The following is a 12,974-nucleotide window of genomic DNA, read 5'->3' as shown; positions in this document are numbered from 1 at the left end:
GCCCGGTTACATTCCGAACCCGGAAGCTAAGCCTTACAGCGCCGATGGTACTGCAGGGGGGACCCTGTGGGAGAGTAGGACGCCGCCGAACAATTTTTGAAAAAGGCCCACACCTTACGGTGTGGGCCTTTTTGCGTTTCACGAGCGTGTTTTCATGACGGCTGAACCAGTTTTGTGTCGTACGCCAGGATCACCGCCTGAATGCGGTCGCGGGAGCCTGTCTTCGCGAGGATGCGGCCCACGTGCGTTTTCACCGTCGACTCGGCCAGGTGGAGGCGCGCGGCTATCTCCGTGTTCGTCCAGCCCTGGCCGATGACCGTGAGGATTTCGCGTTCCCGGTCGGTGAGGGAAGCGAGACGGGGGTCCTCCTGCGGCGGGGCTTCGGTTCGCGACGGGTCCGTCGGCAGGTGGTGGACGTAGGCGTCGAGGAGGCGGCGGGTCAGGCTGGGGGCGACGACCGCGTCTCCCGTGGCGACCGCGCGGATGCCGGCCAGGAGCTCCTCGGGCTGGGCGTCCTTGACGAGGAAGCCGGAGGCTCCTGCGCGGAGTCCGGCGTAGGCGTACTCGTCGAGGTCGAACGTGGTGACGATCAGGATGCGGGTGCGGTCGCCGGCGGCGGTGATGCGGCGGGTCGCCTCGATGCCGTCCAGGCCGGGCATGCGGATGTCCATGAGGACGACGTCGGGGTGGAGTTCGGCCGCCAGGCGGACCGCTTCGCTGCCGTTCGTCGCCTCGCCCACGACCGTCATGTCGTCTTGGCTCTCCAGGAGCATGCGGGAGCCGAAGCGCTGGAGGGGCTGGTCGTCGGCGATGAGGACCGTGGTCACTGCGGGTTTTCCTCCGGGAGGTGTAGGCGGACGCGCCAGCCCTGCTCGGGGTGCGGGCGGGGGCCGGCCTCAAGTGTGCCGCCGTAGAGGGCTGTTCGCTCGCGCATTCCGGGCAGGCCGCGACCGTCTTGGGCTGTGCCGTCGGTTCGGGCGGCGGTGCCTGTGTCCGTGATCGTCACGGTCACGGCCCCCTTGTCCTCGTACGACAGCTCTATCTGTGCGGTGGCGGCGGGGCCTGCGTGTTTGAGGGTGTTGGTGAGCGCTTCCTGGATCACGCGGTAGACCGTGAGCTGGCGGCCTGGAGGGAGGGTCGGGCTGCCGTGGGTGGTGGCGTGGACGGGGAGGCCTGCGGAGCGGACGCCGTCGAGGAGGTGGCCGAGGTCCGTGAGGCCGGGCTGGGGGGCCAGGTCCGCCTGGTTCTGCTCGTCCTCCCGCATGACGTCCAGGAGGCGGCGGAGTTCGGTGAGGGCTTGGCGGCTGGTGGTGGCGATGGCATCGAGGGCTTGGGCGGCGCGTTCCGGGGACTTGGCGGCCGCGTATCTGCCGCCGTCGGCGAGGCCGGTGATGACGGAGAGGTTGTGGCCGAGGATGTCGTGCATCTCGCGGGCGATGCGGGCGCGTTCCGCGGCGGTGGCGAGTCGGGCCTGCTGGTCGCGTTCGGTCTCCAGGCGGCGGGCGCGGTCCTCCAAGGCCTCGGTGTAGTTGCGGCGGGTGCGGACCGTGATGCCGATGAGGGCGGCCACGGTGAGGGACATCAGCTGGGAGCCCAGCTGCTGGTCCCAGGTGCCCTCCCCGTGGCGGGCGACCGATACCAGGACCGGTGCGATCACCAGGGCCGTCGCCCACCACAGGTCGCGCAGGGGCCGACGCAGGGCGATGTGGTAGACGACGGCGAGCTGGAGCAGGGCTGCCTGGAGGGCCGCGCCTGTCCAGGCGTTGAGGAGGGCGAAGAGGGCCATGGCGGCGAGGACGGCCCGCGGGTGGGTGCGTCGCCAGAGGAGGGGGACGGAGAGGCCGAGGCTCAGGGCGAGGAGGAGCCAGCCGGGGACGTCGAGGTTGTGGGCGTTGTGGCGCCAGCCGCCGCCGACGTAGTCGATCAGGGCCGCTGTCACCCAGAAGCCGGTGATGTGGGCGTCCCACAGCAGGGGGTGGCGTCGGTCGAAGGCGCGCACCCGGCTGGTGAGGCGGTGTGCGTACTCGGTGAGGGGCTCCGGTGCCCGTTCTTCCGTCACGGGGTTCATCGTGCGGGTTTCCGATGCCGCTTGTCAGACGTCTCGGCGTCGTAGGACCGCCGCGGCCAGCGCGAGGGTCGCCGTCGTCCAGAGGGCCATGGCGAGGAGGGCGGCGCCGGGGGAGGCCGTGCCGGGCAGGGGCTGGGCGGTGGTGAGGGTCTCCAGGGCCTTGCCGGGGAAGTAGCGGACGGCGTCGTCGACGATGTCGTACGGGAGCATGGCCAGGACCTCCGGGACGATCATGATGAGGCCGGTGAAGACGCCGATGGCCATCGGGACCGAGCGGAGCAGGGCGCCGATGCCGAGGCCGAGGACGGCGAGGAGGGTGAGGCCGGCCGCGTTGCCGGCGAGGGCCCGCAGGACGCCCGGGTCGCCGAGGGAGGCCGCCTGGTCGGTGCCGGTGAGGAAGGACTGGGCGAGGGGGAAGGTGACGAGGTTCGTCAGCAGGGTGAGGGGCAAGGCGATCGCGGCCAGGACGGCCGCCTTGGACCAGAGGACGGGCAGGCGCCGGGGGACGGCGGTCATCGTGGCGCGGATCTGGCCCGTGGAGTACTCGCCGGCCGTGGCGAGGATGCCGAGCACGCCGAGGTTGATCGTGGCGAACTGGGTGCCGAGGAGGATGAAGAGGACCGTGTCCATCCCGCCTTCGCCGGTGCCGTCATAGGCGGCGGCCAGGCCCATGCCCATGGCGACGGTCAGCAGGCTCGTCGCGACGAGGGTGATCCAGGTGGAGCGCAGGGTCTGGAGCTTGTGCCACTCGGAGCGCAGGACACGGGCCGGGGTCACGCGGTAGGGGAGGGTCGCCGTGGTCATGCTGCCGCTCCTTCGAGGGTCGCGGTGTACTCCACCGCGTCGCGGGTGAGGTCCATGAAGGCCTCCTCCAGGGAAGCGGCGTTGGGGGTCAGTTCGTAGACGGGGATGCCGTGGGCGGCTGCCGTGCGGCCGATGTGTTCGGCGTCCGTGCCGCGGACCTGGAAGGTGCCGGGGGTGTCGGTGGTGATGTCGACGCCGGGCGCGGTGAGGAGCCGTACGAGGTCGGGGGCGCGCGGGGTGACGACCTTGACGGTGCCCGCGCCGGAGTCGCGGACGAAGTCGGTGACCGTGGTGTCGGCGAGGAGGCGGCCGCGGCCGATGATCACCAGGTGCTCGGCGGTGAGGGCCATCTCGCTCATCAGATGGGAGGAGACGAGGACCGTGCGGCCCTCGGCGGCGAGGGACTTCAGGAGGGTGCGGATCCACAGCACGCCCTCCGGGTCGAGGCCGTTGACCGGCTCGTCGAGGATGAGCGTGGCCGGGTCGCCGAGCAGGGCGGCGGCGATGCCGAGGCGTTGGCCCATGCCGAGGGAGAAGCCCTTGACGCGGCGGTGGGCCACGTCGGTCAGGCCGGTGAGGGCGAGGACCTGCTCGACCCGGGTGCGGGGGATGCCGTGCGTGAGGGCGAGGGCGCGCAGGTGGTGGTAGGCCGTGCGGCCGGGGTGGACCGAGCGGGCCTCCAGGAGGGCGCCGACCTCGGTGAGGGGCGCGGGGTGGGTGGCGTAGGAGCGTCCGGCCACGGTGGCGTGGCCGCGGGTGGGGGCGTCGAGGCCGAGGATCATGCGCATGGTCGTGGACTTGCCGGCGCCGTTGGGGCCGAGGAAGCCGGTGACCGTTCCGGGGCGGACGGTGAAGGACAGGTCCGTGACGACCGTCCGGTCGCCGTAGCGTTTGGTCAGTTCGTGTGCCGTCAGCATGCTTCGATGCTCGTGCGTGCGGGGGCGGCGGGCGTCGGACCGGCGGTGGTAATCGGGGTGAGGGGTGTCGTACCCGGGTACTACCGTTGCCGGCATGAGCTATGTGATCCGGTCCGTCCGTGCTGATGAGTGGCCCGCGGCGAAGGAGCTGCGGCTCGCGGCGCTGCGGGATCCGGTGGCGCACCTGGCGTTCCTGGAGACGTACGAGGAAGCCGAGGCCCGGCCGGACTCCTTCTGGCAGGAGCGGACGGCGAGGGGCGCAGAAGGGGCCGACCAGGCTCAGCAGATCATCGCGGAGGGGCCCGACGGGCGGTGGGTGGGCACGCTGACCGTGCTCGTGGAGGAGCCCGGGACGACCGACTGGGCCGGGTTTCCGGTGGAGCGGAAGCAGGGGCACATCGTCGGCGTGTTCGTACGGCCCGAGGAGCGCGGGAGCGGGCTGACCGAGGTGCTGTTCGACGCGGCCCTGGAGTGGGCGTGGGGGCGGGGTCTGGAGCGGGTGCGGCTCATCGTGCACGAGGAGAACGGGCGGGCGCAGCGGTTCTATCGCCGGGCCGGGTTCCTGCCGAGCGGGCTGACCGTTCCTCTGGGGGACGCCCGGGAGCTGGAGTTCGTGCTGGAGCGGAGCTCCGCTGGGGTGCCGTTCTCAGACCGGTAGTTCGTCGTGCGGCCAGCGGGCGCGGCCCTGTTCGCGGGAGCGGAGCAGGGCCAGGGCCGGCATGCCCCGGTCCGCTCCGGTGGCCAGCAGTTCCGGGAGCTGGGGGAGCGGGGCCACGGCGGCGACGTCGTCCAGGACGAGGGTGAATGGTGGGTCGAGGCGACCGGAGGATGACCGTTCGGCCATGCGCCGGCCGCGCTCGACCACGCTGGAGACGAGGGCCGTCAGGAGGGGCATAGCGCCCGGGTTCGTCCTGGGGTCCTCGATGGATTCACCCACCACATAAAGCGTGCCCCCTTCGTCGACGAAGGAATCCAGGGCGAGGGCATCATTTCGGTTGGGAGTGCAGGCCTCGCGGATGTTGACCGTGGACAGGGCGGCGAGGGCACGGGTCGTCAGCTGCTGGGCCATGTCCCGGCGTTCGGGGTGAGCGGTGAGGGCGCCTTCGAGTTCGCCCGCGGAGCCGGGGGCGGCCTTGGGGTTGGTACGGAGGATGCGTACGGCGTCCTGGATCTGGGTGCCCTGGGACCAGCGGTGGACGTGGCGGATGGTGCGGCCGTCGATGGCGGCGGCGTGCAGGTAGCTCCGCAGGAGTGTCTCGGCGGTGTCGCTGAGGGCCTGGTCGAGTTTGGCGGTGGGGCGGACGGGGGCGAGGAGGGCGGTTGCTCTTCCCGTCGCGGTGGCCTTGTCCTCGCAGCCTGCGGTGGGGGACCAGTGGAGGCGGGCGGGGGTGGCGCAGAGGTGGATGGGGTCGTAGAGGTGGGTGGGGCCGAGTTTGGCCCGGGCGTCCTTGGTTTCCTGCCAGACGGCTGGGTTCGAGGTGACGATGAGGGCCGGGCCCTCGGCGTCGCGTACGGCCTGGGTGGCGGTGGTTTGGCGGGTTTCCCTCGGGGCTACGAGGATTTTCTCCCAGCCGCCCACCCGCTCCTGCCCGAACGGAGAAGCAGGGCTCGCGGCCGCCGGGGCCGGGGCGAGGGGTGCCGTCGGCTCCAGGAGGTGCGCGGGTGCGGGGTCGGGGGCTGCGCGGCGGGGGGTGGGGACGTCGTGCTGCGCCGGCGTGGGGGTGGTGTGCTGCGTCGATGCGGTGGTGGTGTGCTGCGTCGGCGCGGGGGCGTCGTGCGGCGTGGGTGTCGGTGCCATGTGCTGTGCCGATGCGGGAGCGTTGTACTGCGCAGGGGTCGGTGCCCTGTGCTGCTGTGTCGTCGGCATCTCGTGGTGTGTCGGGCCACCTGCCCCGTACGCGACCCCCGTCGGATCCGGCGGGGCCATCCTCTCCGCCCGGCGCCTCGCGCGGACCGCTCGCCACCTGGCCAGCGTGCCCATCACGAACACCGTCAGGACGATGAGGATCATCAGCTGGCCGATGAACAGGCCCCAGAACAGGCCGTAGTCCGAGAGTTCGCCGGGGGGTGTGTCGGGCCAGGCGCCTTGGATGTCGTGGGGCTGGGCGATGAGGCCGCGCATGGCCAAGGGCGTGCGGGTGAAGGTGACGCCGGACGGCCAGGAGCCGTGGGCGAACAGGGCGGCGAGGCCGGTGGCCGTCCACACCAGCAGGGTCATGCCGAGGAGGAACGCGAGTATGCCGACCAGCAGGCCGTCGGGGATGCCTCCCTGGCTGTCGTGCCGACTGCGGCGGTCGTCCGGTCTCACGCGTCCTCCCCCTATGCCACCGTCGATTCGGAGTCGCCCAGGTGGTGCTCCACGAAGGCCGCCGCCCGTTCCTCCGCCTCGAGTTCGGCGGCGCGCAGGGCGTCGTCCTCGAGTTGGGCGGAGGACTCGGTCATCGCACGGTCGGTGAAGACCAGGGGGCGTTCGGTCTCCGTGACCAGGTGTTTGACGACCTGGACGTTGCCGTTGACGTCCCAGACGGCGATGCCGGGGGTGAGGGTGGGGATGATTTCCACCGCCCAGCGGGGGAGGCCCAGGACGCGGCCCGTGGCTCTGGCCTCGTCGGCTTTCTGGGCGTAGATCGTTCTCGTCGAGGCCATTTTCAGGATCGCCGCGGCCTCCTTGGCCGCCGCGCCGTCGACGACGTCGGAGAGGTGGTGGACGACCGCCACGAAGGACAGGCCGAGCCGGCGGCCGAACTTCAGCAGGCGCTGGAACAGCTGGGCGACGAAGGGGCTGTTGATGATGTGCCAGGCCTCCTCGACCAGGAAGATGCGCTTCTTCCGGTCGGGGCGGATCCAGGTGTGCTCCAGCCAGACGCCGACGATCGCCATGAGGATGGGCATGGCGATGGAGTTGCGGTCGATGTGGGAGAGGTCGAAGACGATGAGCGGGGCGTCGAGGTCGATGCCGACCGTGGTCGGGCCGTCGAACATGCCGCGCAGGTCACCGTCGACGAGTCGGTCCAGGACCAGGGCGACGTCGAGGCCCCAGGCCCGTACGTCGTCTATGGCGACGTTCATCGCCTCGGCCGACTCGGGCTCGGGGTGGCGCAGCTGCTCGACGATGTCGGTGAGGACGGGCTGGCGGTCGACGATGGTCTCGTTGACGTAGGCGTGCGCGACCTTGAGGGCAAAGCCGGAGCGCTCGTCCAGGCCGTGGCCCATCGCGACCTCGATGATCGTGCGGAGCAGCGCGAGCTGGCCCGTGGTCGTGATCGCGGGGTCGAGCGGGTTGAGGCGGATCCCCATGTCCAGGGCGGCCATGGGGTCCAGGCGGATGGGAGTTATCCCCAGCTCCTGGGCGATGAGGTTCCATTCGCCCACCCCGTCCTCGCCCTGGGCGTCCAGGACGACGACCTGGCGGTCGCGGAAGCGGAGCTGGCGCAGGACGTACGTCTTCTCCAGCGCCGACTTGCCGTTGCCGGACTCTCCGAGGACCAGCCAGTGGGGGGCGGGGAGCTGCTGGCCGTAGAGCTGGAAGGGGTCGTAGATGTAGCCCTTTCCGGAGTACACCTCGCGGCCGATGATGACGCCGGAGTCGCCGAGGCCGGGGGCGGCGGTCGGGAGGTAGACCGCCTGGGCCTGGCCCGTGGACGTGCGCACCGGGAGCCGGGTCGTCTCGACCTTCCCGAAGAGGAAGGACGTGAAGGCGTCGGTGAGGACGGACAGCGGGTCCCGCATCAGGTCCTACCTCCGAATGCCGGTGGCGAAGGGAAGGGTGTTCACGAAGGCGCGGTGGTGCTCGCGGTCGCACCACTCCAGCTTCAGGTACGACTTTCCGGCCGAGGCCCTTATCGTGCGCTTGTCGCGGGCGAGGGCCTCGGGGGAGCGGGAGGAGACGGTGATGTAGCCGACCAGGTTGACGCCGGCGGCGCCGCTGGCGAGGTCCTCGCCGCGCTGGTCGAGCCGGGAGTTCGCGGCCACGTCACGCGGGTCGATGGTGCGGTTCATCTTGGCGGCGCGGGACGCCTCGGCCTCGTCGTTGGTCTTCTCCGTGAGCATGCGCTCGATGGCGACCTCGGTGGGTTCGAGGTCCATGGTGACCGCGACCGTGCGAATGACGTCCGGGGTGTGGACGAGCAGCGGGGCGAGGAAGTTGACGCCGACGGGGGTCATCGGCCACTCCTTCACCCAGGCCGTGGCGTGGCACCAGGGGGCGCGGGTGGAGGACTCGCGGGTCTTGGCCTGGAGGTAGGTGGGCTCCATGGCGTCCAGCTCGGCCGGCCAGGCATTACGTTTCGTCATGGCCTGGATGTGGTCGATCGGGTGGTCCGGGTCGTACATGGAGTGGATCAGCGAGGACAGTCTGCTCTGGCCGAGGGGCTGCCGTACGCGGATGTCGGCCTCCTGCAGGCGCGAGCAGATGTCGGTGAGCTCGCGGGCCATGACGACGGCGAGTCCGGCGTCCCGGTCGACCTTGCCGCCGTGGGCGCGGGCGGCCCGGGCCATGGCGTTGGCCTCGGCGGCGAGGTCGCGGGTGTAGTGCATGCAGGCGACGAGGTAGGCGCGGTGCTGCTCGCTGCTGGTCGACACCATCGACTGGAGTTGGTCGTACGACTGCTGGAGCCACGGCGGTGCCTTGTCGTCCCCGCGGACGGCGACGTCCTTGGCGTGGGCGTCCGGGTCGGCGGGGAGGGTGCGGGCGAGCATCTGGAGGCGGGTGACGAAGCCGTCGCCGTTGGCCACGTGCTTGAGCAGGGTGCCGAAGCGGTCGACGAGGGCCTCCTGGTCCTCGGAGTCGCGCAGGCCGACGCCCGGGCCCTCGATCTCGATGGCGGCGGTGACGGTCTTGCGGTCGGCGTGCAGCAGGACGGCGATCTCGTCGGGCCCGAAGGGGGCGGCCAGCCAGGTGATGCGGCCGATGCCCGGGGGCGGTCCGACCTCGATCTCCCGCCCGTCGAGCCGGGTGCCGGCCTCGATGACGGAGGAGCGGTAGGTGGCGCCCTGCTTCAGGGTCCGCTTGTAGCTGCGGTTGATCTCGAACCACTTGTAGAACGTGCGGTGCTTGTACGGCACGTACACGGCGGCCAGCGCCAGCATCGGGAATCCGGCGAGCAGCACGATGCGCAGGGACAGCACGGGGACGAGGAGCCCGCACATCATGCCGAGGAACGCGCCGACGACGATCAGGGCGATCTCGCCGGTCTCGCGGTTGCGGCCGATGATCGCGTTCGGCCGGGCGCGGCCGATCAGATACGTACGGCGGGGCGTGACCGGATGGGACACGTGGGACTCGGTCGTCAACGCCCTTCACCTCCCGTGCGGTTGGTACTGCTGTTGCGGGTGCTGCTGGCGTGGGGAGTGTTGACGGGGCTGCTCGAACGGGGTGCGGGTGCGGCGGAGGGGATAGATCCGCCGCCGCCGTTCGAGGGGCGCGCGCTGTGCGCGGCGACGCCGCCGGAGGCCGGGTTGCTGGGGCGGGGGGCGGAGGACTGGCTGCCTCCGCCGTTGTTGTCGGCGCGGGTGCTGTGGGTCTTGATGCCCTGCGCGACCAGGGACGCCGGGGAGCTGATGACGGCCGCGGCCTTGCCCTCGGCGCCCTGCATGATGCGGTTGTTGCGGGAGCCGGCGATCTCGTCGCCGAAGCCGGGGACGAAGCGGTAGATCATCGCGCTGGCGAAGATGGCGAGCAGGATGATGGCGAGGCCGGAGACGACGGCGGAGAAGGCGTCGGGGCCGTCGTCGGCGGAGAGTGCGCCGGCGAGGCCGAGGACGATGACGATGACCGGCTTGATGAGAATGACCGCGATCATGATGCCCGCCCAGCGGCGGACGTGGCCCCAGAGGTTCTTGTCGACGAGGCCGGCGTAGACGACGGTGCCGAGGAGGGCGCCGACGTAGAGGAGCGCCGCCCGGATGACGAGCTCCAGCCACAGCACACCGGCGGCGAGGATGCTGACCAGGGAGACGACGATCAGCATGATCGGGCCGCCGCCGATGTCCTCGCCCTTCTTGAGGGCCTCGGAGAACGTGCCGAAGAAGGCGTCGGTCTGGTCGCCGGTGGCTTTGGCGAGGACCTCGGTGACGCCGTCCGTCGCGGAGACGACGGTGTAGAGGATCAGGGGGGTGAAGGCGGAGGCGAGCACGGTCAGCCAGAGGAACCCGATGGCCTCGGACAGGGCGGTGGTCAGGGGCACGCCGCGGACGGCTCGCTTGGCGACGGCCAGGAGCCAGAGCAGGAGCGTGAGGATGGTCGAAGCGGCGAAGACGACGGCGTACTGCTGGAGGAACTTGGGGTTCGTGAAGTCGACGTTCGCCGTCTCCTTCACGGCGTCGCTGAGCTTGTCGACGGTCCAGGAGGCGGCGTCGGCACAGCCCTTGGCGAGGGAGGAGAGGGGGTCGAGGGTGGAGGTGGGGTCTAGGCGGGAGGTGCCGCCGCCGGATCCGCCGCCGCTGCCGGTGTCTCCTTCGCAGATCTCCCTGGCCCTGCCGGAGAGCAGGGAGCAGTTGTCGTTACTGGATGTGGGCGACGGCGTGGGGGCGGCGACAGCTCGGCCGGCGAGCAGGACGACGGAGGCCTGTACTGCTGTGAGGGTCGCGGCGAGCTTGGCTGCGCGGCGTGGGCTACCGGGCATACGTGAACCCTCCGAACTCCTCGACGGCTTTGGAGATGTCGTCCGACGTCGACACCTTGTTGTCGCCGTTGACCGGCGCGGGGCCTTCCTTCTGGGAGAAGCTGTCGACTTTCCAGTCACCGTCGGTCCAGCGCAACTGGAGGGTCATGGTGAACCAGTCGCTGGTGACGGGGTTCTGCGAGCTCTCCCCCGTCATCCCGTAGACGCCGGTGCACCAGACCTCGACGGTGGCGGTGCTGCCTCCGTAGTCGGTGACCTTGGTGCCGACGGGCATGGTGCGGGAGACATAGGTGCTGCCCTTCGGCGCGTTGCCGTTCGCATCCAGGCCGACCTTGTCCAGGAACGCCTTGTCGTACACCTGGTCGAGATTTCTCTCCAGCTCGGAGACTCTGCCGGCGTCGAACACCTGACGGACGATCTCGGGGCGCCGTGCGGGCTTGAGGATGTCGGCCGAGACGAGCACCACCGCATAGTTCGCCGCCGCGCTCTCCGCTCCCTCCTGGTCCTGGGCGAAGCCCGACGGGATGCCGGCTGCCGACTTGGACTGGACGGGGCGTTGGCCGGAGGGGGCCGTGGCCGCTGATTCCGGTTTGGTGGCGGCGTCGTCCGACGGGGAGCCGTCGTCGCCGCGGTTCGCGAAGGCGATCGCGGCGATGAGGAGGACCACTACGCCGACCACCGTGACCAGGCTGCGGGACGACGAGCGGGGGCGGCGCGGGGTGCCGTAGGGGTCGGCTCCGGTGTCGGGCAGGCGGGTGCGGGTCTGGCCCGTGCCGCCGTACCCGCCGGAGGCCTCGTGCTCGTCACCGAGACTCATGCCGCGTACGCCCCCTCGACGTCGTACCGCTCGTACTCCTCGTACGACGGTAGCCGTGCTGGTTCCCGCGCGGGCGCGGTGTGGTGACTCGACATCAGGGAAACGCAACCTTCGCCGGGGGGCACGACGGGCGGGTGGGATGGAGGGGAGCCGGGCGTGCCCGGCCGGGGCGGGTGGGGGCCCGGCCTACACGGCCATGCCGTACACGATGGTGAAGAGCGTGCCGAGTGAGCCGATGATGAAGACTCCGGTGAGGCCCGCGATGATGAGGCCCTTGCCCTGCTCCGCGCTGAAGGTGTCCCGCAGGGCGGTGGCACCGATGCGCTGCTTGGCGGCGCCCCAGATGGCGATGCCGAGGCAGAGCAGGATGGCCACCGCCATCACGACCTCGATCATCACCTTGGCCTCGTTGCCCAGGCTGCCGAAGGGGCCCCAGTCCGGAGCGATCCCGCCGATGATCGTGTTGATGTCTCCCTTGTCGGCCGCAAAGAGCATGTAAGTCACCGCCCCTGTTGGGTAGTTCCGCATCCTCTGCGGTCGTGCAGAGGTCGGGCCTCATTCTCGCCGACAATGACGCTGCCGGATGTCGACTTGGCGTCATTGATTGGCGGGTTTCGTACGAATACCTTGCCACCGTTCCGCGCCGGCCCCTAAGGGAGGCGACGGACGGTGTACGAAGGATCGTATGGTCACTCTGTGTATCACGGCGTGTCACGCCGGGCAATGAGGCCTGAGCGAAACCTGTCGTGAGGTTCCGTCGTTGTGCCCTTCTACGGCCTGCGTCACCTTTCCGGGCCGTTTCTGACGGTCGGTCGGGTGAGCGGTCGTCCCGGTGTTCTCCGGGTGAAGGCTACCTGGCGAGGTGAACGGGGCGCGGCTGGGCTGCCGCGGCCCGTTCCTCCCGCGTTACGTCCGTGACGGTCTGTCACGAGGGGGAGACCTCTCGGCAGGAGACGTCTGACGTTTCTCTCACCTTCGTCGGACACAGTGGCGCCGATGAAGCGTGTCCTCTGCCTTGTTGTGGTCCTGGTCGGCCTCGCCTCCGCGTCCAGCGCGATGGCCGATGACGGGGCCGGGCCCTTCGGGGTGACCGTCGCCGCGGGGGCGGGTGCGGGGAGTGGGCGGGTCGGGGTGTTCGTCCCCGCCGGGCGGGCCGCCCGGCCGGCCGGTGCGCACTTCTGCACCGCGTCCGTGGTGCGGGCGCCGCATCGCGATCTCCTCGTCACCGCGGCGCACTGTCTGGACGGGCGCGGGGCGCTCGTGTTCGTGCCCGGGTACCGCGACGGCCGTGCGCCGTACGGGGTGTGGAAGGTGACGCGGCGGTTCATGCCCCGTGGGTGGGTCGAGGGGCGGCGGGAGGACAGTGACGTGGCGTTCGCCGTGGTCGCGCCGCGGGGCGGGAAGGGGGTCGAGGATGTCGTCGGCGGGTACCGGTTCGCCGCCGGTACGGCCACCGGGGCGACGGCCGTGACCCTCACCGGATACCCCGACTCCCGCGAGACGCCCGTGAGCTGCACCAACAAGCCGACGGCGCACAGCCCCACGCAGCAGCGCATCGCCTGCCCGGGGTTCGCGGGCGGCACCAGCGGAAGCCCCTGGGTGAACGGGGACGGGCAGGTCGTGGGGGTCCTCGGTGGCCATGACGACGGCGGGACGACCCCCGACGTCTCCTACAGCGTGGTGCTCCGTGCGGAGGCGGAGCGGCTGTATCGGGAGGCGGCGGGCGGTGACGTGTGACTCGTGAC

General features: G+C 70.8%; 12 protein-coding genes and 1 rRNA gene. 3 read left to right on the top strand and 10 right to left on the bottom strand.

The genetic code is table 11. The features are described from left to right. Window positions 1–91, top strand: a 5S ribosomal RNA gene (rrf, locus tag ABZ192_RS31385); the annotation flags it as partial. Between the two features lie 61 nt (window positions 92–152). Here rrf and ABZ192_RS31380 read toward each other — a convergent pair. Genes ABZ192_RS31380 through ABZ192_RS31365 form a run of 4 tightly spaced genes read right to left on the bottom strand, consistent with a single transcriptional unit; the run spans window position 153 to window position 3,789 of the window. Next, window positions 153–827 carry a response regulator transcription factor gene (locus ABZ192_RS31380; protein WP_356927855.1) on the bottom strand — a complete coding sequence of 225 codons (675 nt, stop codon included), beginning with the start codon at window positions 825–827 and terminating at the stop codon, window positions 153–155. Beyond that, a complete protein-coding gene (locus ABZ192_RS31375) occupies window positions 824–2,068 on the bottom strand; it encodes a histidine kinase (protein WP_356927854.1) in 1,245 nt (414 codons plus the stop codon). Before ABZ192_RS31375 ends, ABZ192_RS31380 begins: the two co-directional genes overlap by 4 nt. Before the next feature lie 24 nt (window positions 2,069–2,092). After that, the gene (locus ABZ192_RS31370; RefSeq protein ID WP_356927853.1) at window positions 2,093–2,872 is read right to left on the bottom strand and encodes an ABC transporter permease; all 780 of its coding nucleotides are present in this window, start codon (window positions 2,870–2,872) and stop codon (window positions 2,093–2,095) included. After that, the gene (locus tag ABZ192_RS31365; RefSeq protein WP_356927852.1) at window positions 2,869–3,789 is read right to left on the bottom strand and encodes an ABC transporter ATP-binding protein; all 921 of its coding nucleotides are present in this window, start codon (window positions 3,787–3,789) and stop codon (window positions 2,869–2,871) included. The genes ABZ192_RS31370 and ABZ192_RS31365 overlap by 4 nt, the downstream gene beginning before the upstream one ends. A 94-nt stretch (window positions 3,790–3,883) precedes the next feature. Between ABZ192_RS31365 and ABZ192_RS31360 the strand changes: the two genes are divergently transcribed. Continuing rightward, window positions 3,884–4,447: a GNAT family N-acetyltransferase gene (locus ABZ192_RS31360; protein ID WP_356927851.1), complete on the top strand. Its 564-nt coding sequence runs from the start codon at window positions 3,884–3,886 to the stop codon at window positions 4,445–4,447. Here ABZ192_RS31360 and ABZ192_RS31355 read toward each other — a convergent pair. The 6 genes from ABZ192_RS31355 to ABZ192_RS31330 form a co-directional block, all read right to left on the bottom strand. Further along, window positions 4,436–6,097 carry a TraM recognition domain-containing protein gene (locus tag ABZ192_RS31355; protein WP_356927850.1) on the bottom strand — a complete coding sequence of 554 codons (1,662 nt, stop codon included), beginning with the start codon at window positions 6,095–6,097 and terminating at the stop codon, window positions 4,436–4,438. The two genes, ABZ192_RS31360 and ABZ192_RS31355, sit on opposite strands and share 12 nt — an antisense overlap. Before the next feature lie 11 nt (window positions 6,098–6,108). Further along, a complete protein-coding gene (locus ABZ192_RS31350; RefSeq protein ID WP_356927849.1) occupies window positions 6,109–7,518 on the bottom strand; it encodes an ATP-binding protein in 1,410 nt (469 codons plus the stop codon). A gap of 6 nt (window positions 7,519–7,524) precedes the next feature. Next, window positions 7,525–9,081 (bottom strand): SCO6880 family protein, encoded by a 1,557-nt coding sequence (locus ABZ192_RS31345; RefSeq protein ID WP_356927848.1) that lies wholly within the window; start codon window positions 9,079–9,081, stop codon window positions 7,525–7,527. Then, on the bottom strand, window positions 9,078–10,412 hold the full coding sequence (locus ABZ192_RS31340; protein ID WP_356927847.1) for a hypothetical protein: 1,335 nt from the start codon (window positions 10,410–10,412) through the stop codon (window positions 9,078–9,080). The genes ABZ192_RS31345 and ABZ192_RS31340 overlap by 4 nt, the downstream gene beginning before the upstream one ends. Further along, window positions 10,402–11,229 carry a hypothetical protein gene (locus ABZ192_RS31335; RefSeq protein ID WP_356927846.1) on the bottom strand — a complete coding sequence of 276 codons (828 nt, stop codon included), beginning with the start codon at window positions 11,227–11,229 and terminating at the stop codon, window positions 10,402–10,404. Before ABZ192_RS31335 ends, ABZ192_RS31340 begins: the two co-directional genes overlap by 11 nt. A 186-nt stretch (window positions 11,230–11,415) precedes the next feature. Beyond that, window positions 11,416–11,724 carry a hypothetical protein gene (locus tag ABZ192_RS31330; RefSeq protein ID WP_003991275.1) on the bottom strand — a complete coding sequence of 103 codons (309 nt, stop codon included), beginning with the start codon at window positions 11,722–11,724 and terminating at the stop codon, window positions 11,416–11,418. Between the two features lie 501 nt (window positions 11,725–12,225). On the opposite strand from ABZ192_RS31330, the gene ABZ192_RS31325 reads away from it, so the two are divergent. Next, window positions 12,226–12,966: a trypsin-like peptidase domain-containing protein gene (locus ABZ192_RS31325; protein ID WP_356927845.1), complete on the top strand. Its 741-nt coding sequence runs from the start codon at window positions 12,226–12,228 to the stop codon at window positions 12,964–12,966. Window positions 12,967–12,974: the final 8 nt, after the last annotated feature.

Source organism: Streptomyces sp. NPDC006235 (genome assembly GCF_040613735.1).
Lineage (GTDB): Bacteria > Actinomycetota > Actinomycetes > Streptomycetales > Streptomycetaceae > Streptomyces.
This window is presented reverse-complemented; position numbering and strand designations above follow the sequence as displayed.